This is a genomic window from Sphingomonas sp. PvP056, assembly GCF_040549155.1.
Taxonomy (GTDB): domain Bacteria; phylum Pseudomonadota; class Alphaproteobacteria; order Sphingomonadales; family Sphingomonadaceae; genus Sphingomonas.
Window position 1 is genome coordinate 114,609 of the sequence record NZ_JBEPST010000010.1, and the last position, 19,797, is coordinate 134,405.

The 19,797-nt window shown below is 66.4% G+C and carries 22 protein-coding genes; 11 read left to right on the top strand and 11 right to left on the bottom strand.

The window, feature by feature from the left end; genetic code table 11:
• Positions 1–4: 4 nt before the first annotated feature.
• From bchL to hemA, 10 genes are read left to right on the top strand one after another with little or no spacing between them, the layout of a single operon-like run.
• Complete coding sequence (gene bchL, locus ABIC17_RS19470) at positions 5–895, top strand: ferredoxin:protochlorophyllide reductase (ATP-dependent) iron-sulfur ATP-binding protein (RefSeq protein WP_354284740.1); 891 nt, start codon at positions 5–7, stop codon at positions 893–895.
• 55 nt (positions 896–950) lie between these two features.
• Positions 951–1,637: a magnesium protoporphyrin IX methyltransferase gene (bchM, locus tag ABIC17_RS19475; protein WP_354284742.1), complete on the top strand. Its 687-nt coding sequence runs from the start codon at positions 951–953 to the stop codon at positions 1,635–1,637.
• Positions 1,634–3,145 (top strand): BCD family MFS transporter, encoded by a 1,512-nt coding sequence (locus tag ABIC17_RS19480; protein ID WP_354284744.1) that lies wholly within the window; start codon positions 1,634–1,636, stop codon positions 3,143–3,145. The genes bchM and ABIC17_RS19480 overlap by 4 nt, the downstream gene beginning before the upstream one ends.
• A gap of 15 nt (positions 3,146–3,160) precedes the next feature.
• The gene (puhA, locus tag ABIC17_RS19485; protein WP_354284746.1) at positions 3,161–3,931 is read left to right on the top strand and encodes a photosynthetic reaction center subunit H; all 771 of its coding nucleotides are present in this window, start codon (positions 3,161–3,163) and stop codon (positions 3,929–3,931) included.
• Complete coding sequence (gene puhB / locus ABIC17_RS19490) at positions 3,928–4,578, top strand: photosynthetic complex putative assembly protein PuhB (protein ID WP_354284748.1); 651 nt, start codon at positions 3,928–3,930, stop codon at positions 4,576–4,578. The genes puhA and puhB overlap by 4 nt, the downstream gene beginning before the upstream one ends.
• The gene (gene puhC / locus ABIC17_RS19495; RefSeq protein WP_354284750.1) at positions 4,575–5,054 is read left to right on the top strand and encodes a photosynthetic complex assembly protein PuhC; all 480 of its coding nucleotides are present in this window, start codon (positions 4,575–4,577) and stop codon (positions 5,052–5,054) included. The genes puhB and puhC overlap by 4 nt, the downstream gene beginning before the upstream one ends.
• Entirely contained in the window at positions 5,051–5,347 is a 297-nt protein-coding gene (locus ABIC17_RS19500; RefSeq protein ID WP_354284752.1) for an O2-dependent cyclase accessory protein, read from the top strand. Before puhC ends, ABIC17_RS19500 begins: the two co-directional genes overlap by 4 nt.
• Positions 5,344–6,420, top strand: a complete 1,077-nt coding sequence (gene acsF, locus ABIC17_RS19505) for a magnesium-protoporphyrin IX monomethyl ester (oxidative) cyclase (RefSeq protein ID WP_354284754.1) — start codon at positions 5,344–5,346, stop codon at positions 6,418–6,420. Before ABIC17_RS19500 ends, acsF begins: the two co-directional genes overlap by 4 nt.
• A complete protein-coding gene (gene puhE, locus ABIC17_RS19510; protein WP_354284757.1) occupies positions 6,417–7,196 on the top strand; it encodes a putative photosynthetic complex assembly protein PuhE in 780 nt (259 codons plus the stop codon). The genes acsF and puhE overlap by 4 nt, the downstream gene beginning before the upstream one ends.
• A 17-nt stretch (positions 7,197–7,213) precedes the next feature.
• Positions 7,214–8,434, top strand: a complete 1,221-nt coding sequence (hemA, locus tag ABIC17_RS19515; protein ID WP_354284759.1) for a 5-aminolevulinate synthase — start codon at positions 7,214–7,216, stop codon at positions 8,432–8,434.
• Between the two features lie 96 nt (positions 8,435–8,530).
• On the opposite strand, the gene ABIC17_RS19520 is transcribed toward hemA, so the two are convergent.
• The 6 genes from ABIC17_RS19520 to pufB all read right to left on the bottom strand — a co-directional run bounded on the left by ABIC17_RS19520 (position 8,531) and on the right by pufB (position 13,264).
• Complete coding sequence (locus ABIC17_RS19520) at positions 8,531–9,790, bottom strand: DUF3422 family protein (protein ID WP_354284761.1); 1,260 nt, start codon at positions 9,788–9,790, stop codon at positions 8,531–8,533.
• A gap of 61 nt (positions 9,791–9,851) precedes the next feature.
• Positions 9,852–10,949, bottom strand: coding sequence for a photosynthetic reaction center cytochrome PufC (gene pufC, locus ABIC17_RS19525; RefSeq protein WP_354284763.1), 1,098 nt, complete (start codon positions 10,947–10,949; stop codon positions 9,852–9,854).
• Positions 10,946–11,920: a photosynthetic reaction center subunit M gene (gene pufM, locus ABIC17_RS19530; RefSeq protein WP_354284765.1), complete on the bottom strand. Its 975-nt coding sequence runs from the start codon at positions 11,918–11,920 to the stop codon at positions 10,946–10,948. The genes pufC and pufM overlap by 4 nt, the downstream gene beginning before the upstream one ends.
• 12 nt (positions 11,921–11,932) lie before the next feature.
• Positions 11,933–12,772 (bottom strand): photosynthetic reaction center subunit L, encoded by an 840-nt coding sequence (pufL, locus tag ABIC17_RS19535; protein ID WP_354284767.1) that lies wholly within the window; start codon positions 12,770–12,772, stop codon positions 11,933–11,935.
• Positions 12,773–12,888: 116 nt separating this feature from the next.
• The gene (gene pufA, locus ABIC17_RS19540) at positions 12,889–13,071 is read right to left on the bottom strand and encodes a light-harvesting antenna LH1, alpha subunit (protein WP_354284769.1); all 183 of its coding nucleotides are present in this window, start codon (positions 13,069–13,071) and stop codon (positions 12,889–12,891) included.
• Between the two features lie 31 nt (positions 13,072–13,102).
• On the bottom strand, positions 13,103–13,264 hold the full coding sequence (gene pufB, locus ABIC17_RS19545) for a light-harvesting antenna LH1, beta subunit (protein WP_354284771.1): 162 nt from the start codon (positions 13,262–13,264) through the stop codon (positions 13,103–13,105).
• Between the two features lie 15 nt (positions 13,265–13,279).
• On the opposite strand from pufB, the gene ABIC17_RS19550 reads away from it, so the two are divergent.
• Complete coding sequence (locus ABIC17_RS19550; RefSeq protein WP_354284773.1) at positions 13,280–13,411, top strand: hypothetical protein; 132 nt, start codon at positions 13,280–13,282, stop codon at positions 13,409–13,411.
• Here the strand turns inward: ABIC17_RS19550 and bchZ are convergent.
• From bchZ to ABIC17_RS19575, 5 genes are all read right to left on the bottom strand, one after another.
• The gene (bchZ, locus tag ABIC17_RS19555; RefSeq protein WP_354284775.1) at positions 13,389–14,834 is read right to left on the bottom strand and encodes a chlorophyllide a reductase subunit Z; all 1,446 of its coding nucleotides are present in this window, start codon (positions 14,832–14,834) and stop codon (positions 13,389–13,391) included. The two genes, ABIC17_RS19550 and bchZ, sit on opposite strands and share 23 nt — an antisense overlap.
• Before the next feature lie 184 nt (positions 14,835–15,018).
• A complete protein-coding gene (bchY, locus tag ABIC17_RS19560; protein ID WP_502958509.1) occupies positions 15,019–16,617 on the bottom strand; it encodes a chlorophyllide a reductase subunit Y in 1,599 nt (532 codons plus the stop codon).
• On the bottom strand, positions 16,607–17,590 hold the full coding sequence (locus ABIC17_RS19565; RefSeq protein ID WP_354284777.1) for a chlorophyllide a reductase iron protein subunit X: 984 nt from the start codon (positions 17,588–17,590) through the stop codon (positions 16,607–16,609). The genes bchY and ABIC17_RS19565 overlap by 11 nt, the downstream gene beginning before the upstream one ends.
• Positions 17,587–18,513: a chlorophyll synthesis pathway protein BchC gene (gene bchC / locus ABIC17_RS19570; protein WP_354284779.1), complete on the bottom strand. Its 927-nt coding sequence runs from the start codon at positions 18,511–18,513 to the stop codon at positions 17,587–17,589. The genes ABIC17_RS19565 and bchC overlap by 4 nt, the downstream gene beginning before the upstream one ends.
• Positions 18,514–18,601: 88 nt before the next feature.
• The gene (locus ABIC17_RS19575; RefSeq protein WP_354284781.1) at positions 18,602–19,747 is read right to left on the bottom strand and encodes a methyltransferase; all 1,146 of its coding nucleotides are present in this window, start codon (positions 19,745–19,747) and stop codon (positions 18,602–18,604) included.
• Between the last annotated feature and the right edge of the window lie 50 nt (positions 19,748–19,797).

The window sequence follows — 19,797 nt, forward strand, 5'->3', positions numbered from 1 at the left end:
GATGATGGCATTGCTCGATCCCCCAGTCCGCGGACTTGACGGCGAAGGCTCGCTCCAGGTGGGGCTCGATCCGAACGACCGGATCGGCAACGCGAAGGTGTTCGCGGTGTACGGCAAGGGCGGGATCGGCAAATCGACCACCTCGTCCAACCTGTCCGCCGCCTTCTCGCTGCTCGGCAAGCGCGTGCTGCAGATCGGCTGCGACCCCAAGCACGACAGCACCTTCACGCTGACCAAAAAACTGATGCCGACCGTGATCGACGTGCTCGAGACGGTGCAGTTCCACGCCGAGGAACTGCGGCCCGAGGATTACATGTTCGAGGGGTATAATGGCGTCATGTGCGTCGAGGCGGGCGGTCCGCCCGCGGGGACGGGGTGCGGCGGCTATGTCGTCGGGCAAACGGTCAAATTGCTCAAGCAACATCATCTGCTCGAGGAAACCGACGTGGTGATCTTCGACGTGCTCGGGGACGTGGTGTGCGGCGGGTTTGCTGCCCCGCTCCAACATGCCGAGCGCGCGGTCGTCGTTGCGGCGAACGATTTCGACAGCATCTTCGCGATGAATCGCATCGTCGCGGCGATCAAGGCGAAGGCGAAGAATTACGACGTGCGGATGGCGGGCGTGATCGCCAACCGCTCCGCCGCGACCGACGAGATCGACCGGTTCAATGCGGCGACGGGGCTCAAGCGGCTCGCGCATTTCCCCGATCTCGACGCGATCCGGCGCTCACGGCTCAAGAAATGCACGCTGTTCGAGATGGACTCGACCCCCGAAGTCGATGCCGCCTGTCTCGAATACAAACGCCTCGCCGCGCAGATGTGGGCGGGGTGCGAACCGCTCGACGCGCAGCCGATGAAGGATCGCGAGATCTTCGAATTCCTGGGGTTCGAATGATGCCATCCCGTTCCCATCCGCTCACCGTCATCCCGCTGCGAACGGAGGACGCGCGATGACCACCGCGACCTACCATCGTTATCGCGGCGCGCTCGAAACCTATTTCGACCGCACCGCCGCCAAGGCGTGGGAACAGCTCACCTCCGACGCCCCCGTCAGCGGAATCCGCGCGACGGTGCGCGCGGGGCGGACCGACATGCGCGACACGCTGCTGTCATGGCTCCCCGCGGACATGACCGGGCTGCGGCTGCTCGATGCCGGGTGCGGGACCGGCGCGCTCGCGGTTGCGGCGGCGGAACGCGGTGCGCAAGTGGTGGCGATCGACGTCGCGGGCAGCCTGGTCAAGATCGCGCGCGACCGTGCGCCCGCTACGCTGGCGATCGACTGGCGCGTCGGCGACATGCTCGACCCTGCGCTCGGACAGTTCGATCATGTCGTCGCAATGGACTCGCTGATCCATTATCCCGCGTTCGAGATCGTCAGTGTATTGGAGCGGCTCGCCGAACGGACGCGCGGGTCGATCGTCTTCACCTTCGCACCGCAGACCCCGTTGTTGATGGCGATGCTCGGCATAGGCCGGCTGTTCCCGCGCAGCGACCGTTCGCCTGCGATCCTGCCGGTGCGCGACCGGTTGCTCCGCACGCTGATCCGCACCGCGCTGCCTTCCGCCGAAATCGGGCGTGACCGGCGCGTTTCGGCGAGCTTCTACACCAGCCACGCGATTGAGGTGGTGACGCGGTGAGCGACCTGTCCGCCCTCAAGAGATCGCTCCAACCGCACGCGGACCGCAGGCAGTCCGTGCGGGGCGGAGGGTTTCGCACGGGTGCATTCTGGAACCAGGTCGGGGCACGGTTCCTGCCGTTTGCGGATGCGGCGAGCGTGGAATTGCCGCTTGGTCGGCTCCTGCGGTTGTCGCTGTTCCAGGTATCGGTCGGGATGGCGGCGGTGCTGCTGACCGGCACGCTCAACCGCGTGATGATCGTCGAACTCGGCATGGCGAGCTGGGCGGTGGGCGCGATGGTATCGTTGCCGCTCGTCTTCGCGCCGCTGCGCGCGCTGATCGGGTTCAAGTCGGATCACCACCAGTCGCTGCTCGGGTGGAAGCGCGTGCCGTATCTGTGGTTCGGGACGTTGCTCCAGTTCGGCGGGTTCGCGTTGCTGCCGTTCGCGTTGCTGGTGATGACCGGGCTGGGGAATGGCCCCGCGATCGTCGGGCAGGTCGGCGCGGGGATCGCGTTTCTGATGGTCGGTGCGGGGATGCACACGACGCAGACCGCGGGCCTCGCGCTCGCGACCGACCTCGCACCGCCCGACAGCCGACCTCGCGTCGTTGCGCTGCTGTATGTCATGCTGCTGATCGGCATGATGGTCAGCGCGATCGTGATCGGGCGCCTGCTCAACCATTTCACCCCGACGCACCTCGTGCAGATCGTCCAGGGGGCCGCGGTGCTGACGGTCGTGCTCAACATCACCGCCTTGTGGAAACAGGAGCCACGACGGCGTGGCGGCCCCGTGGCGGACGACCGCCGCGAGAGCTTCCGCGAGATGTGGGCGATCTTCATCGCACGCCCGCGGACGATGCGGCTGCTGGTCGCGACCGGGCTGGGGTCCGCAGCTTTCTCGATGCAGGACGTGCTGCTCGAGCCGTATGGCGGGCAGATCCTGGGGCTGTCGGTCGGCGCGACGACGTCGCTGACCGCCTTGTGGGCGATCGGGATGCTGAGCGGTTTCGCGCTCGCCGCGCGTGCGCTCGGCAAGGGTGCCGAGCCGCACCGACTGGCGGGGTTCGGCGGGGTTGCGGGGATCGCAGCGTTCCTGGGCGTGATCTTCGCCGCACCCTTGCACGCCGCCGCGCTGCTCGCGGTCGGGGCCGCGATGATCGGATTTGGCGGGGGGCTGTTTTCGGTCGGCACGCTGACCGCGGCGATGGCGATTTCGGACGCGCGCGACCTCGGCGGACGGACCGGCCTGGCGCTCGGGGCGTGGGGTGCGGTGCAGGCAACGTGCGCCGGGTTGGCGATCGCGATCGGCGCGATCCTGCGCGACGTGACGTCCGCGGCGGCGATCCGCCACGCGCTCGGGCCGACGCTGGCCGATCCCGCGACCGGCTACGGCGTCGTCTACGCGCTCGAAATCGCGCTGCTGCTCGCGACGCTGATCGTCCTCGGGCCGCTCGTCCGCCCAGCGACCGATCCGGCCGCGATCCGCTTTGGCAAAACCCGTTTCGGCCTCGCCGAATTTCCGGCTTAATTGGGGAGACAGACCATGCACCCGACCCTAACCCCCGGCATCGATGTCGCGCTGCTGGTCTTCTACGCGTTCGTCCTGTTCTTCATCTGCCTCGTCTTCTATCTCCGCCGCGAGGATCGGCGCGAGGGCTATCCGCTCGAGCATGAGTTCACCGGGCGGCTCGAATCCGAAGGCGGACCGTTCCTCACCGCGCTCCCCAAGACGTTCAAGCTGTCGTTCGGGCGCGGCACCGTGACCACCCCGACGCAGGGGCGCGAACCGGTCGAGATCGCGGCGCGCTTCACCGATCGCTTTCCGGGCGCGCCCTATGCGCCGACCGGCAACCCGCTGGTCGACGGGATCGGCCCCGCGGCCTACGCCAACCGCGCAAAACATCCCGACATCGACATGGAAGGGCATCCGCGGATCGTGCCGATGGGCAGCGCGCTCGATTTTGCAATCGAACGCCGCGATCCCGATCCGCGCGGGATGCCGGTGCTGGGGTGTGACGGTGCGCTCGCGGGGACGGTTTCGGAACTGTGGATCGACCGCGCAGACCGGCTGATCCGCTATCTCGCGGTCGACCTGACCGTCGGCGGCACGGTGCTCGTGCCGATGATGATGACCGATATCCAGCGCGGTAACCGCCGCGTGGTGTGCGACGCGGTCACCGCCGCGCAATTCGCGGATGCGCCACGGATCGAGGCGACCGACCGGATCACCCTGTACGAGGAGGACCGTATGCTCGGCTATTTCGGCGGCGGCTATCTCTACGCCACGCCCGATCGTCAGGAGCCGTTGCTGTGACCGAACATGACCACGAACCGATCCCGGGGCTGCCGGGGCTGCTCCCCAAGGACGAGCGAATCCTGTGGCAGGGTGCCCCCGACTGGCGCGTGCTCGCGCGGACCGCTTATCATACGCGGATCGTGACCGGCTATTTCGTCCTGCTCGCGGGATGGTCGCTCGGCGAAGCGCTGGCGCGCGGCGTGGATGCAATCGGCGACTTGTCGGGAGTCGGACTGACCGCCGGGTTCGGTGCGGTCGCAGTGGGGCTGCTCAACCTGCTTGCCTGGGGCGCCGCGCGGACGACGCTGTATACGCTGACCAACCGCCGGATCGTGTTCCGCGTCGGAATCGCTTTCTCCAAATGCATCAATCTGCCGCTGCGCCGGATCGCAAGCGTCGGGCTGGCGGTGCAGGCGGATGGCTCGGGCGACTTGCCGCTCGCGCTCGAGAGCGAACGCAAATTGGGGTTCTTGGCGCTGTGGCCGCACGCGCGACCCTGGCGAGTCGCGACCCCCGAGCCGATGCTGCGCGCGGTGCCCGATGCGCGCCACGTCGCAGCCCTCGTCGCGCGCGCGTGTCTTTCGGTCCATCCGCAGGGCACCGTCGCGCAGCCCGCACTCGTGACGGTGGCCGAGCCGGCGTTCGGCCAGGCGGTGGCGGCATGAGCCGGACGCACCCCGAACAGCTCCCGCGTGGTGCGCTGATCCTCGGCGGCACGCTCGTCGCCTTTGCCTTCACGCTGACCGCGATGATGCGGATCGCGCAGGTTCCGCCCGGGGCCTCGCCCGTGCTGTTGCGCAGCGCGGACCATGTTGCTCCCGTCCGGTCGCGCACGTTGCGGTTCGTCGATGCGCCCGATCGCGGGGTGCGGATCGAGGATGCGGGCACCGGCCGCACCGCCTCTGTCATCGTGCCCGATCAGAAGACCGGGTTCATTCGCGGCGTGATGCGCGGGCTTGCACGCGAGCGGCGGATGCGCGGGATCGGCAGCGCGCCGCCCTTTACCCTCACCCAGTGGCAGGACGGCGAACTGACGCTCACCGACACCGCAACCGGGCGCTCGATCGAACTCAACGCGTTCGGCACGACCAACCGCGCAGCGTTCGCGGCCTTGCTCGAAACCCCGGAGACAGGCCGATGATCCCGTTCCGCCGCACCGCCTTCGACACGCCGTGCCGCGTGCTGGTCGAGCATAGCGACGAATTCCTGTGCGCGCATGTCGAGCTCGCGGGCGGCGTGGCGATCAACCCGGGCGACCGGGTGCGGGTCCACGGCGACCCGATCCACGTCGCGTTCGGCGATTCACGCGTGTTCGAGCGGCTCGCCACGGTCGAACGTGCAAGCGCGGTCGAGCGGTTGTGGACCAAGCTTTGCGGCCATTTCGAGATGACCGAACTGTACGAAGTCAGCTTTTCGGATCGGAGACTGTCATGAACGCCATCACCGCGATCGCGCCCGCCGATATTCCACCAACCGATACGATGCGGATCGCGCGCGAGGATACGGTGCTGTCTCCCCGCTTCTATACGACCGATTTCGCGGCGATGGACCGGATCGACGTGTCGCCGGTGCGCGCCGAATGGGACCAGCTGATCGCCGAAATGGTCGCCGATCCCAACCGTCGCCATTTCCGCCGGACCAATGCGTTCGACGGCGTGATCGAAAGCCTGCCCGATGGCCTGCGCGAGGAATTCATCGATTTCCTGGTGAGTTCGCTCACCGCCGAATTTTCGGGCTGCATCCTTTACGCCGAGATCCAGAAGCGCGCGCAGAACCCCGATATCAAGATGCTGTTCAAGCTGATGAGCCGCGACGAAAGCCGCCACGCAGGCTTCATCAACGATACGCTCAAGGATGCCGGGATCGGGGTTAACCTCAGCTTCCTGACCAAGACCAAGAAATACACCTATTTCCGCCCGAAGTTCATCTTCTACGCGACCTATCTGTCGGAGAAGATCGGTTATTCGCGCTACATCACGATCTTCCGGCATCTCGCGCAGCACCCCGAATGGCGCTTCCATCCGATCTTCAACTGGTTCGAGGAATGGTGCAACGACGAGTTCCGCCACGGCGAGGCGTTCGCGATCCTGATGCGCACCGACCGCAAACTGCTGCGCGGACATAACGTGCTGTGGATCCGGTTCTTCCTAGTTGCCGTCTATACGACGATGTATGTCCGCGACCACAATCGCCCCGCCTTCCACAAGGCGCTCGGGATCGACCCGACCGACTATGACCAGCGCGTCTTTAAGGTCTGCTCGCAGATCACGCGGCAGGTCTTTCCGGTCGTGCTCGATACCGATGCGCCCGCGTTCCGCGCCGGGCTGGAGCGGATGCGCCGGATCGCCGCGGGGATCGATGCCGCGAAGGAACAGGGCGGCGTGACCGGCTGGATCAAGCGCACCGCGCTGGTCGGCGCGGCGGGCGTCGCGTTCGCGCGGCTGTACTTCACGCCGGTGCAGCGCAACGCGATCCCGGCCTCCGCGCGGCTGGTCCCGGCCTGGTGACGATCCCGCCGCTCCTGTTCGCGCTGGTGCTGTGGTTCATCGGGACGGCGGCGGTGGTGTGGCTCGACAGCCGCCCGCGCGCGACCTTCCGCACGAGCTTCACGCTGGCGGGGGTGCTCGCCCTCGTCGCGACGGGTGCGGTGTGGTGGAGCGCGGACGATTCGAGCTGGGGCGGCGCGTATCTCGGTTTCGCGGCGGCGATCGTGATCTGGGGCTGGCATGAAATGGGGTTCCTGATGGGGTTCGTCGCCGGGCCCAATCGCCTGCCCTGCCCGCCAGATGCCGCCGGATGGGACCGGCTTCGGCTTGCGACCGCGACGGTGATCCATCACGAAGTTGCGATCGCCGCGACCGCGCTGCTGCTGTTCGCGCTGACCTGGGGCCAGCCCAACCAGTCGGCACCGCTCACGTTCCTGTTGCTGTTCGTCCTGCGGCTGAGTGCCAAGTTCAACCTGTATCTCGGCGTGCCCAATCTCAGCGACGAAGTGTTTCCGGCGCATCTCGCCTATCTCAAGAGCTATTTCCGCAAGCGCGCCGGCAATGCGCTGCTGCCGGTATCGCTGATCGGGTCGGGCGGGCTCGCGATCTGGGCGTGGACCGTCGCCGAAGCCGCGCCGCTGCGCAGCGGCGTGGGCGTGACCGCGAGCTTGCTTGCCGGGCTCTCGGCCCTTGGCATGATCGAGCATCTTTTTCTTGTCCTGCCGCTCAGAGATGCCAAGATGTGGCATTGGGCGTCGGCCAGAAACAAAGCGGCAAAAGCCGCTGCCAACGACTAGACGCGGGAGGGTATGCGATGGATTACGAGGCATTCTTTCAGGTTCAGCTCGATACGCTGAAAGAGGACGGGCGCTATCGCACCTTTGCGGAACTGGAGCGCAAGGCCGGGCACTTCCCGCGTGCGCGGCACCATGCCGAGGGTGGAGTCGACGAGGTCACGGTGTGGTGCTCGAACGACTATCTGGGCATGGGGCAACACCCCAAAGTCCTCGCCGCGATGCACGAGACGCTCGATGCGTGCGGCGCGGGCGCAGGCGGGACGCGCAACATCTCTGGCACCACGCACGCGCATGTCGTGCTCGAGGCCGAACTCGCCGACTTGCACGGCAAGGAAGCCGCGCTGCTGTTCACTTCGGGCTATGTGTCCAACTGGGCGGCGCTGAGCACGCTCGCCGCGCGGCTGCCCGATTGCGTCGTGCTGTCGGACGAACTCAACCACGCCTCGATGATCGAGGGGATCCGGCACAGCCGCGCGCAGTGCATCCGCTTCAAGCATAACGACGCAGCGGATCTCGACCGCCGCCTGTCCGAAATCCCCGCGGACCGGCCCAAGCTGGTCGCGTTCGAAAGCGTCTATTCGATGGACGGCGACATCGCGCCGATCGCGGAAATCCTCGACGTGTGCGAGCGGCACGGCGCGATGTCCTATCTCGACGAAGTCCACGGAGTCGGGCTGTACGGCCCGCGCGGCGGCGGGGTGGCCGAACGCGAAGGGCTGATGGACCGAGTCACGCTGATCGAGGGAACGCTGGGCAAGGCGTTCGGGGTGATGGGCGGCTATATCGCGGGCTCGGCCGCTTTGTGCGATTTCATCCGCAGCTTCGCGAGTGGGTTCATCTTCACCACCGCGCTGCCGCCCGCACTTGCCGCGGGGGCGACCGCGAGCATTCGTCATCTCAAGCACAGCGACGCGGAACGCGCGCAGCATCAGGCGCGTGTGGCGCAGGTGCGCCGGCGGCTCGACGCGATCGGCATCCCGACGATCGACAACCCGAGCCACATCATCCCGGTGATGGTTGGCGATGCGCACAAGTGCAAGATGATCAGCGACTGGCTGCTCGAACATCACGGTATCTATGTCCAGCCGATCAACTACCCGACCGTTCCGGTCGGCACCGAGCGGCTGCGGCTGACACCCTCGCCGGTCCATTCGGACGGCGATGTCGACAAACTGGTGAGCGCGCTGTCGGAAATCTGGTCGCAATGCGCGCTGGCGCGGCGCGCGTTGGCGGCGTGAGAGTACAACCGGAATAGAACCGCCTGCACCTCCCCGTTCGTTTCGAAATTAGCCGAGAAACGAACGGGGGAAGCGCCGCGCCGCAAAGCCGTACCGCTATTCCGCCAGCCCCTGGCGCAACCGCCGCGCGAACAGCCACGCGCCCGCGAACACCGCGGGCACCGCGGCGACCATCACCCATTCCTTCCAGGCATGCGCCGGCGCCGCGAGATACCCGATCAGTGCGACCGCATAATAACTGATCGCGACGACCGACAAGCCCTCGACCGTCTGTTGCAGGCGCAGTTGCAGCTGCGTTCGGGTGTTCATCGATTCGAGCAGGTCGCGATTCTGCTTGGCGAGCGCGATGTCGATCCGGGTGCGGAGCAGTTCGCTGGTCCACGCCGCGCGCTGCGACAGGTCCGCCAGCCGCGCCGAGAAGCTGTCGCACGTCCGCACCGCCGGGGTCAGCCGCCGCTCGGTAAAGTCGGCAAGCGTCTGATAGCCGGGGATCCGCCCGATCCCGAGCGTCTCGAGCCGGTCGAGGCTCAGTTGCGCATACGCGCGCGTCGCGCTCATCCGGTAGCGGGTTTCCGCGAGCAATCGCGCGAGTTCGGCGGACAGGTAAGTCAGTTCATCGAGCAGGCTGTCGTCCTGCGACACGCGTTCGGACACCGATGCGGTGAGCCCCGCGAGCCGCGCCTCGAGCCGCGATACGTCCGGCGTCAGCCGCTGCGCGAGCGGCAAGCCGAGCAGCGCCATGTTGCGGTAATTGCCCAATTCCTGGATACGCAACACGAGTTGCGCGGGCTCGTCGCGGAGCAACCCCTGGTCGAGCAGCAGCAGACGGCCGAAGCCGTCGGGGTTGAGCCGGAAATCGGACATCACCCGCGCCTTGCCCCCCGCGACGTCGCACAGGATCAGCGCCTCGGGGACGAACAGCGTGTCGAGCGTTGCTTCGTCGGGGGGATCGGTCCCTGCGGGATAGAGGGCGATCTGCGTCGCGCGAATGACGTCGCCGGGCATGTCCGCCAGGATGCTGGTCGCGGCGGGATCGAACACGCCGCTGGCGAAAGGCTGGTCGAACGCGCCCTCGCGCACGAAGGTGTAGCTCGCGAACTCGGTATGTCGCTCGAGCACGAGCTTCATGCCCCCGAGATCGACCACCGCATATTTGGTCGCGGGGGCGAGCGTCAGTCCGAGCCGCATCGCCACCGCCTCGAAATGAGCGCCGGCGCTCCCCGCCCCCGCTTCGCCCAGCACCGTGACGATCTGCATCAGCCGGCATGGCGCGGTAAAACGCGGCAGCCGCCGGACGTGCATCTCCTCCGCCAGCGCGGCGCGTAGCGGATGGCTGCGCAGACTTAGCCCGTCCATGATGGCGCTCCCGACCGTGGGGCAAGGCGTACGCAACCGCCCGGCTGCGCACGCGCGCGCCTCATTGCCGTTTCGTCATTGCCTGCGGATTGGCCAACACCGCGGGCACCGCCGCCCCTGCCGCGCCGCCTTCGGGGGCGGCGGTGGGAACGGGCGGCCCCTTCAGCGTCGGATTGTCCGCGAGCATCGAATAGCCGCCGAGCGGCTTGGACTGGCCCTGGTGGCAGGTCTGGCAATTGATCTTGTACGGATCGCCATGCGGCCCCTTGCGATACGCCGGGAACACCGCGGTCAGCGGCGTGATATACCCCTCGTTCGAATCGCGGACCATGCGGATCCCGTAATAAGCCGTCGCGCGCTGCGGGCGGCTGAGGCTCCACGACCGGAACGACTGGCTGTTGTGGCAATAAGTGCAATTGACCCCGAGCGCGGTGCTCATGTGCATCATCAGGCCGTAGCTCTTCTCGGCATCCTTGATCGACACGACATGGTTGGGCGAGGGATATTGGCTGCTTGACGCGACGCGGATCTGCGCCTTGCCTGCGAGATAACTTTGGAACGGATCGTACGGGAGCGATGCGTAGCCGACGCTGACATTGGGGGTGTTCTGCCCGTGCTTGTTGCGCACGATCGTGTCGGGATCCTCGACACCCTCCGCGATCGCCCATTTGTACGTCGGCACCGCATTGCCGCGGTGGCAGGTGTAGCAGGTCACGCCCGTCTTCTGGACGTGGCTCGACCATTTGCCGTTGATGTTGCGCGTCATCTGCAACATCCGCCGCGCGACGACCTTGGTGTATTTCTCGTCCGAGGCCATGTTCTCCGGGTTGTGGCAGTAATTGCAGCCTTGTTCGGGCGGCGCGACCCATTGGTTCATCGCTGCCATCAGATGGTTGAACCGCTCCGCCGACACGTCGCCCAGCACCTGGACATTCTGATAGGCCTCGCGTGCGCGCGGACCGCTATCGTCGGGGAGCGCATAGGGCGGCGGAGGAATCGCGCCGAGCTTGACGACATGATCGGGATCGACGATCTGCGCCATACCGGTGCCGCGGAAGCCCGTCTGTTGCGATTGCTTGGGCCCAAGTTCGCACCCGCCAAGCACGACGGTCGCGCCGATCAGCCCCGTTACCGCGACTATTCTGCCAAGACCGCTCATTGCGATGCTCCCGGAAGCGTGGCGGGATCGATTACGCCCGTGCCCGGATAATCGGGCGCATAGCCGTGCTGGATCGCCCACAGATACCAATTGTCGACCACGGTGCCGGTGAGCAGGATCCCGATCCCGCCGGTCAGCGTCGTCAGCACCGCGAACCACCAGGCCCAGCGATGGATCGATTCGTAGGTCGCGTTGAACCCCATGGTCCAGCGCCAGAACAGCGCCGCGCGTTCGGCCGCGGTGCCGCGATCGGTGATATGCTCGATCTCGCGTTCCCCGCCATAGCGCCCGACCGCGAGGATCGTCGCGCCGTGCATCGCGAACAGCAGCGTCGAGCCGTACAGGAACACGATCGAGAGGCAGTGGAACGGGTTGTAGAAGAGATTGCCGTAGCGGATCGAAAAAGCCGCGGTCCAGTCGAGGTGCGGGAAGATGCCGAACGGTACCGCTTCCGCCCAGCTGCCCATCAGCATCGGACGCAGGAAGCCGAGCACGACCATCAGCCAGATTGCGCTGGCGAACGCCCAGGGGACATGCGTCCCCATTCCCAGCGCCTTTGCGCGGCGGAAGGTGCGCAACCACCATAGCAGCACCGAGGTCGTCATGCTGAACCCGGCGAGCTGCCACCAGCCGCCCTTGGCGAGCGGCACGAACAGCTGGAAGCCATATTCCGGCCCCGGCGGCTCTAAAGCGAGCCACGGCAATTGCCGCGCGAACTGAATCGGATCCCAGCCGACCGACGCCCACATGTTGAGCCCGACGATCTCGAACGCGAGAAAACCGAACATCAGCGACAGGATGCCGAGCCCGCCCAGATAGATCGGGCCGATCTGCGCATTGCCGATCTTGCCGATCCAGTAGGAAAAACCGGGCTCGCCCAGTCGCGGAAAATCATAGGCGCCGAGCGCCGGCCCCATTTCGGGGGCCCCGCGCAATTGCACCTGGGTGAAGATGTTCTGATAGCGTGCCATCGTCTTTCCCCCTCACGACCAGATCGGCAGGTTGAGCCACCACGTCCACCATTCGGGCCAGCCGCGAGTCCACAGCGGCCCTGAGATGATGATGCAGATCGCGCTCCAGAACCCGGCGCTCAGCGCGAGGAACAGCCCGAGCCGGTGGATGCCGAGCGTCCCGATCGAATAGCCGATCGTGTCGCGGAAGAAGGCGTCCTCATATTCGGGCGACTTGACCTCGCCTTGCGACCCGTCGGGGTTCTTCGCGGGATTGACCGCGGACAACACCAGCCCGCCATGCAGCGCGAGCGCGAGCGTTGTCGTGAAGAAGAAGCTCACCGCGAGCATGTGCGCGGGATTGTAGTGGAAATGGAGATATTGGTAGCCGGTGTTCGACACCCAATCGAGGTGGCTGAAAATGCCGTACGGGAAGCCGAAGCCCCACGCCCCCAGCAGCCACGGGCGGATCACCACCAGCGAGACATAGGCGAAGATCGCGACCCCGAACGCGATCGGCACATGATAACTGATCCCGAGCTTGCGGCAGATCTCGACCTCGCGCAGCGCCCAGGACACGAACGCCCCGACCGCGCAGATCGTGATGACCTGCCAGAATCCACCTTCGCGCAGCGGCGCGAGCGACAGACCGTAGGACAGGTCGGGCGGCGCAATGCTGATCAACCAGATGTTCCACGTCGGTCCGAGCGACGCGGCATAGACGATCAGTCCCGTGCCGAGCAGCGAGAAGATCGCTGTCGTCACCCCGAAGAAGCCGACGTAAAAGGGGCCGACCCAGAAATCGAAAAGATCCCCGCCGAGCAGCGTGCCGCCGCGGACGCGATATTTCCGTTCGAAACTCAGCAACGCCATGACGACTCCCTCCTCCCCCCGCAGGCCGCATGCGGCCTGGGCGCGGGGTCACGGTCCATCGGGTTCAAGATGACGGGAACCGTTGTCCTGCCCCCGTCATCCTGAAACGGTACGCTTCACTGCGCGGGCGGCGCCGCCGGTGCGCTTGCCGCCGCGGGTGCGTGGCGCGGCCCGTCGAGCCAGTTGAACTTGTCGGTGCTGAGCAAGATGAAATGAATCAGCAGCGCCAACACGAACAGGAACGAAAACAACGCGACGAGCGTCCGTCGCGGATCGAAAATCAGCCAAATTCTCCACATGGCGTGGGCTCCTCTTGATGATGTCGGGCAATCAGTCGATCCAGGGTTTCCACGTCCACATCAGGAAGTGCGCAACCACCGCGATCGCCGTGAACAGCGCGAAGCTGGTCAGGAAGATCTTGTGGAATTCCTTGGCTTCTTCGGGCGTCAGATAGGTTCCTGGTCCGAACCGCTCGTCTCGTTTGTCGCTCATTGCTCCGTCTCCTTGGTGACGATCGACAGGAGCGTCGCAGGCGCTCCCCGGCTGCATCCGCGCGGCATGGTGCCGTGGGGATCGAGTGTCCGCGTCGACGCGGAATGGCTGGTTGAGGTGCGCGTCATCCGCCGCGGCTTTCGCTGATCGCGTTCGCGAGGCGGCGCGCGGTGACCGAGGCTTCGCCTGCACGGCGTGCGCCGCGTTCGGCGGCGTCGCGGATCCGCTTGGCTGCGGAAATCCGCACCAGTACCGGCTCGCGTTCGATCACCGCGTCGAGCGCGGTCTTGGCGTCATCGTCCCACGCGACGTCGCGATCGACCCGCGCGGGCGTTGCCTCGACCTGGTCGAGCTGCCCGGCGAGCGGGAGGATGTGGAAAAGCGCGTCGAACAGCGCGTTGCACACTTCCTGGATCAGATAGGTCGCGCCGGCATAGCCCATGAACGGCGTGCCGGTGTGCCGCCGGATCACCGCGCCGGGGAAGCTCGCGGGGATATAGACGCCGCGCGCGCCGGTCTCGGCCATGTACATGCGTTCGTTGAAGCTGCCGAACACGATCAGCGGCGGATTGCTGCGGATCGCGTCGATCACTGCCTGATTGTCAGGCTTGACCCCCGCCGAGCGACCGAACGCGAAATGGCAGGGCAACCCCATGTCGGTTTCGAGGAAGTTGCGGATGCCGCGCGCATAGGTTTCGGTCGCGACGATGCCGAAGCTCGCGGTTCCGAAGAAATCCTGCGTGACCGAACGCCACAGGTCCCACAGCGGCTTGATCGTGGTGTGCTTCTCGCGTTCGATGAACGGCTCTGGGTCAAGACCGAGCAGTTCGCCGAGCGTGCGCAGGAACAGCGTCGTGCTTTCCAGGCCGATCGGTGCCTGGAGATACGGGCGCTCGAGCATCTCGCACAGCCCGCGCCCGAATTCGCGGTACAGGCAGACATTGGCCTGCGCGTCGGCGAGCTTGCGGACATCGGCGAGATGGCTGCCGAGCGGGAAGACCATCCCGACCTCGGCGCCGATCCCCTCGATCAGGCGGCGGATCTCGGCAAGATCGGAGGGCATGTTGAAACTGCCGTACATCGGGCCGATGATGTTGACCTTGGGGCGCTCGCCGGGCTTGAGCGGACGCGGTGCGGGCACTTTCTTCGGCCCGAACTGAGTCCACAGCCAGATCAGCGCACGGTCGCCCGACTGCCACTGGTCCTCGTCGATCGTGCGCGGCAGGAACCGCTGGATGTTGGTGCCTTCGGGCGTGACGCCACCGCCGATCATCTCGGCGATCGAGCCGGTCACCACCACTGCGGGCAGATCCGGATCGAGCGTCGCCCAGGCGCGCTTCATCGCGCCCTCGGTGCCGTCGCGGCCAAGCTCCTGCTCGCCGAGCCCGGTCACGACGACCGGCAATTCATGCGGCGGGAGCGCGTCGGTATAGTGCAGCACCGAGGTGACGGGGAGGTTCTCGCAGCCGACCGGGCCGTCGATGATGACCTGCAGCCCCTTGATCGCGGTGAAGGCGTAGACCGCGCCCCAATAACCGCCGGCGCGGTCGTGATCGAGGATGAGGGTCATCGGATCGCCCCCGTTGCGTGCGCTGCAAAGCGGGCTGGCCTCACGCAAAGGCGCAAAGACGCAAAGCAGGATATCTTCCAGGAAAGCACGGCGTCGACCTTCGGTGTCCGCGCGCTTTGCGCCTTTGCGCCTTTGCGTGAGGCCAATTTGACGCAAGCCCTGCTACGCGGGGTAGGTAAACCGCTCATGACCCCACGCTTTCTTCGGCCTTGGCCGCAGCGATGCGTTTGGCGGCGTATTTCGCCTTGAACTCGGGCCGGTCGACCGGCGTATTTTCCCACACCCCCGCGGTCGGACCAGCGCCAACGCCTTCGAAGAAGGCGGTCATCTTGTCGAAGCGCGCCTGGTTGGCGAGCGCTGCATTGACCACCAGCGCGAGGCTCCCCGCCCCCGCCGGCCCCATCAGCGGGCGCGCCGAGATGAGGTTGGTGAAATAGAGCGCCGGGATCGATTTCTGCTTGGCGTGCTGGACAACGGGCGTAGTGCCGATCGCGAGATCGGGGCCGAATTCCTCGACCGCGGCGATGTCCTGCTCGAGGCTCGCGCGATACTGGACCTGGACGCCGCGGCTCACCAGCCAGTCGCGGTCGGGCTCCGACCAGGGCGTGCGCGGGCAGGCGGTGCCGACATAGGGCACGTCCGCGCCGCTCTCGATCAGCAACCGCGCGACGAGCAGTTCGGAGCCTTCATAGCCCGACACGGTGATCCGCCCGGCGATCGGTCGCGCGGCAAGTGCACCACGGATCGCGGGAAGGAAGCGGTTCTTCGCCGCATCGACCTTATCCTGCGCGATCCCGCACGCCGCACCGATCGCGTCTAGCCAGGCCGCGGTGCCGTCCGCGCCGACCGGGGCCGACCCGACCACCGTGCGCCCCGCCGCCTCGAATTCGCGGACGCTCGCGGTGTAGAAGGGGTGGATCGCGGCGACCGCCGCGCAATCGAGCGCCGCATACAGTTCGCGCCATTCGCGTGTTGGTACGACCGGGCCTGCCGCAAGGCCCAGCGGTTCGAGCAATAGCCCGATTCCTGGCGGGTCAGCCGGGAACATCTCGCCAAGGAGAGTCACGCTCGGCCGGTCCGGTCGTTGCTTGGGCGCGGCGACGGGGCCTAGCTCGGCCTCCTTTCGCGCATAGGCGAGCATCGCGCCCGCGAGGACGTCCTTCGCCTCGGCATGCGTCGGCACGCCGAAACCGGGGACGTCGATCCCGATGATCCGCACCCCGTTGATCTGGTCGGGGAGCAATTGCAGCGGCACGCCGCTTGCGGTGGGGACGCAGAGGTTGGTGACGATGATCGTGTCGTACAGCGCGGGGTCGGCGAGCTGGTGGACCGCGTCGCGAATGTCCTCGAACAATTTGCCCGTCACCAGCGTCTCGGACGAGAAGGGGACGTAGCCGACGCTGCGTTTGGCGCCGTAGAAATGCGAGGTGAAGGTGAGGCCGTAGACGCAGCAGGCCGAGCCCGAGAGGACGGTGGCGGTGCGGCGCATGCGGAGGCCGACGCGGAGGGAGCCGAAGGCGGGGCACATGGATTGCGGCTGGTCGTGGGGGCCCTTGGGGTAGTCGACGTCGTAGCGGGCTAGGATGTCGGATTTTCCGGCTAGTTCTGCGGACTCACGAAGCGTGGTGCCGTTCGAACACGTAAGCCCCTCCCCTTCAGGGGAGGGGTTTGGGGTGGGGACGCTTGAAATCACGTCGCGGACGCGGTCTGACGTCCCCACCCCAACCCCTCCCCTGAAGGGGAGGGGCTTAGCAGAAGAAGGAGGGCCAGCTTCAGACGGCATCGTACACCACCTCAAGCGTCGGCTTCGCCACATAGGCGACCCCGCGCATGTCCGCCTGGCTCGCGGGTTTCAGCGCGTAATCCGCCCCCGTAACATCCGCCGAGAACAGCCCGAGCAACCCGTCCTGGTCGAGCGGCGACGGCCGCAGCGGCGGGGCTTCTGCCACGTTGACCGCGAGTTCCTCGAACAGGCTCGCCCATTGCCCGCCGGGTTTGCCGATGATCTGGTAATTCGCGCTTTTCTTGCGAATGTCCTCGTTCGCGGGGATCGCGGTCAGCACCGGGATGCCGACTGCCGCGGCGAACGCCTGCGCCTCGCCGGTGCCGTCGTCCTTGTTGAGGATCATCCCCGCGACGCCGACATTCCCGCCCATCTTGCGGAAATATTCGACCGCCTTGCACACGTTATTGGCGACATAGAGCGATTGCAGGTCGTTCGAGGCGACCACGATCACCTTCTGGCACATGTCCCGCGCGATCGGCAGGCCGAAGCCGCCGCACACCACGTCGCCGAGGAAATCGAGCAAGACATAGTCGAAGCCCCATTCGTGGAACCCGAGTTTCTCGAGCGTCTCGAACCCGTGGATGATCCCGCGCCCGCCGCAGCCGCGCCCTACCTCGGGGCCGCCGAGTTCCATCGCGAACACCCCGTCGCGCTGGAAGCAGACGTCCTCGATCCCGATCTCCTCGCCCGCGAGCTTCTTGCGCGAGCTGGTCTCGATGATCGTCGGGGTCGATTTGCCGCCGAACAGCAGCGAGGTCGTATCGCTCTTGGGGTCGCAACCGATCAGCAGCACGCGTTTGCCCTGTTGCGCCATCATGTAGCTGAGGTTCGCCAGCGCGAACGACTTGCCGCTGCCGCCCTTGCCGTAGATCGCGATGATCTGCGTTTCCTTGGTGATGGGCCCGGTTGGAACGGGGTCCGGCTCCTGCTCGGCTTCATGCCGCAGTGGTCCGGGATCGAGCATCGTCATGCAGCCCTCCAGTCGAGCACCATCTTGAGACACGCCGGATCGCCAAATGCGGCGGGATAGGCATCCGCCGCCTCGGTCGCCGGGCGCATGTGGCTGATCAGCCCGCCAAGCCGGAGCGCACCCGATGCGACCAGTGCGGTCGTTGCGGCGACATCGGCGGGGGTGAATTCGGCAGAGATGCGGAGCCGCGCCTCACGCTGGAAGGCGGGCGGGAAGCCAAAGCTCAGCCGGTCGTAAAACCCCGCGAGCACGATCTCGCCGCGCTTGGCGAGCCGCGGGATCGCGGTGTCGAGAATGTCGCTGGCCCCGCTCGCGTCGCAAATGGTTGCATAGTCGCGGCGATCGTCCTGCGCCGGATCGATGACGGGATAGCCATCCGCATCTCGACGATCCGAATTGGTTTCCCAGACCGTCGGCGCGGGCGCGCCAAGGGCGATCGCGATCCGCGCAATCAGCCGCCCGACGATGCCGTGCCCGATCACCAGATCGGGCGCATTTCCCCCTGCGACCGCATGATAGGCCGTGGCCGCGAGCGCGATCAGGATCCCCTCCGCGCCAAGCGACTCGTCGATCGGCAGCGCGCGTGCCGAGGGCAGCACGACGCGCTGCGCCGTCCCCCCGAACAGCCCGCGCGCCTTCTGATAGCAATTGGCCCCGGGAACGAAGACCCATTCGCCGATCCGCCCGCGGACATCGGCCCCGGCGTCGACGATCCGCCCGACCGATTCATACCCCGGCACCAGCGGATAACCCATCCCCGGAAACGCCGGCATTCGCCCCGACCACAGCAGCTTCTCGGTCCCTGAACTGATCCCGCTCCAGGCGATGTCGATCAGCACGTCGGCAGCGGCGACCGGGTTGAGCGCAAGCGGACGGAGGACCAGCCGTTCAGGTGCCTCCAATACCACTGCCAGCGTTTCCACCGTGCTTCTCCCCGAGCAACGTTCAAGAGGACGTCGCTTCGAGTGTCAGTCTAATTGGACACTTATGATTGTCAATCTGTTTGATCGGTCAATCGTGTCGAGCGACGATGACACGGCAGGTGAGCGGCATCGGGGTGGGCAAGGTTCGTACCGCGCCGAACCCGGCAGCGCGCAGCATGGCACCGATTTCCGTGGGCGTGCGGGGGCGGCCCGATCCCATCGCGAGCAGATACAGCCCGAAATATGCGTCTCCGGACGGTTCGGCACCGGGCGTTTGCGCCATCGGTTCGGCGATCAGCACCCGTCCGCCGCGTGGCAGCGCGGCGTGGATCGCGCGCAACAGCGTCAGCGCTGGGCCATCGTCGTGATCGTGGAGGACGCGTACCAGCGTAATCATATCATAACCGTGCGGCAGCGGGTCGTGCAGGAAGCTCCCCGCATGGACCATGGTCCGTGCCCCCAACCCAGCGACGGCGAGTCGTTCTTGCGCCCGCGCCGCGACCGCCGGCAGATCGAACAGCCCGAGGTCGAGCGCCGGCACTGCCGCCGCGACCGCCTCGAGAAACCGGCCCTCCCCACCCCCGACGTCGAGCATCCGGCGATGCCGGGCAAACCGATAGGATTGCAGAATTTGCGTCGCCACAAGCGGTTGCGATGCGGCCATTAGGCCGGAATATGCGCGGACGTCCTCCGCAGCGCCGTTTCCGGGCTGTTCGGCATAGGTCCAGTACCGCGCAAGCGCTCCGCCGCCGCCACCTCGCCGAAGCAGCGCGACCGGATCGGCCAGGTCGGCATAGAGCAAGGGATGATGCGCGATCATCTCGGCGATGCCCGCGTTCCCGCGCAGCGCCGCCCCGGCGCTGCCGAGCGCCCAATCGGCCCCTACCCTTTCAACCAGCCGAATCGCGGCCGCCGCGCGTAACAGGCGCAGCGCACCATCCGGCGGCAACCCGCAGTGATCCGCCACGGACTCGATCCTGGTCGGTCCGCGCGCCAAAAGGTCGAGCACACCGGTTTCGACACAGGCTGCAAGCGTCTGGCTGTAGACGAATCCCGCGACCAGATCGAACAGCGCACGCGCACGGACCCGCGCTACCGGACGCGTGAGCCAGAAGCGGGTCGCGAACTGCTGAAATCGCGGGGACGACAGCATCGTGTTGCGCCACGCAATCCACGCACCGTGAAGACGCGGCAAATAGCCCTTTGACTTATCGCTCGATCTGGACGACATCATATGTCCAGTTGAATGGACACTTGCTCGCGTCCGGTCAACAGGCTGGAGCC

Bases quoted from the DNA above. Each gene is read 5' to 3' on its own strand.
- bchL (WP_354284740.1), top strand. From the start codon at position 5: ATGGCATTGCTCGATCCCCCAGTCCGCGGACTTGACGGCGAAGGCTCG.
- bchM (WP_354284742.1), top strand. From the start codon at position 951: ATGACCACCGCGACCTACCATCGTTATCGCGGCGCGCTCGAAACCTAT.
- puhA (WP_354284746.1), top strand. From the start codon at position 3,161: ATGCACCCGACCCTAACCCCCGGCATCGATGTCGCGCTGCTGGTCTTC.
- puhC (WP_354284750.1), top strand. From the start codon at position 4,575: ATGAGCCGGACGCACCCCGAACAGCTCCCGCGTGGTGCGCTGATCCTC.
- ABIC17_RS19500 (WP_354284752.1), top strand. From the start codon at position 5,051: ATGATCCCGTTCCGCCGCACCGCCTTCGACACGCCGTGCCGCGTGCTG.
- acsF (WP_354284754.1), top strand. From the start codon at position 5,344: ATGAACGCCATCACCGCGATCGCGCCCGCCGATATTCCACCAACCGAT.
- hemA (WP_354284759.1), top strand. From the start codon at position 7,214: ATGGATTACGAGGCATTCTTTCAGGTTCAGCTCGATACGCTGAAAGAG.
- ABIC17_RS19520 (WP_354284761.1), bottom strand. From the start codon at position 9,790: ATGGACGGGCTAAGTCTGCGCAGCCATCCGCTACGCGCCGCGCTGGCG.
- pufC (WP_354284763.1), bottom strand. From the start codon at position 10,949: ATGAGCGGTCTTGGCAGAATAGTCGCGGTAACGGGGCTGATCGGCGCG.
- pufM (WP_354284765.1), bottom strand. From the start codon at position 11,920: ATGGCACGCTATCAGAACATCTTCACCCAGGTGCAATTGCGCGGGGCC.
- pufL (WP_354284767.1), bottom strand. From the start codon at position 12,772: ATGGCGTTGCTGAGTTTCGAACGGAAATATCGCGTCCGCGGCGGCACG.
- pufA (WP_354284769.1), bottom strand. From the start codon at position 13,071: ATGTGGAGAATTTGGCTGATTTTCGATCCGCGACGGACGCTCGTCGCG.
- pufB (WP_354284771.1), bottom strand. From the start codon at position 13,264: ATGAGCGACAAACGAGACGAGCGGTTCGGACCAGGAACCTATCTGACG.
- bchZ (WP_354284775.1), bottom strand. From the start codon at position 14,834: ATGACCCTCATCCTCGATCACGACCGCGCCGGCGGTTATTGGGGCGCG.
- bchY (WP_502958509.1), bottom strand. From the start codon at position 16,617: ATGCCGTCTGAAGCTGGCCCTCCTTCTTCTGCTAAGCCCCTCCCCTTC.
- ABIC17_RS19565 (WP_354284777.1), bottom strand. From the start codon at position 17,590: ATGACGATGCTCGATCCCGGACCACTGCGGCATGAAGCCGAGCAGGAG.
- ABIC17_RS19575 (WP_354284781.1), bottom strand. From the start codon at position 19,747: ATGATGTCGTCCAGATCGAGCGATAAGTCAAAGGGCTATTTGCCGCGT.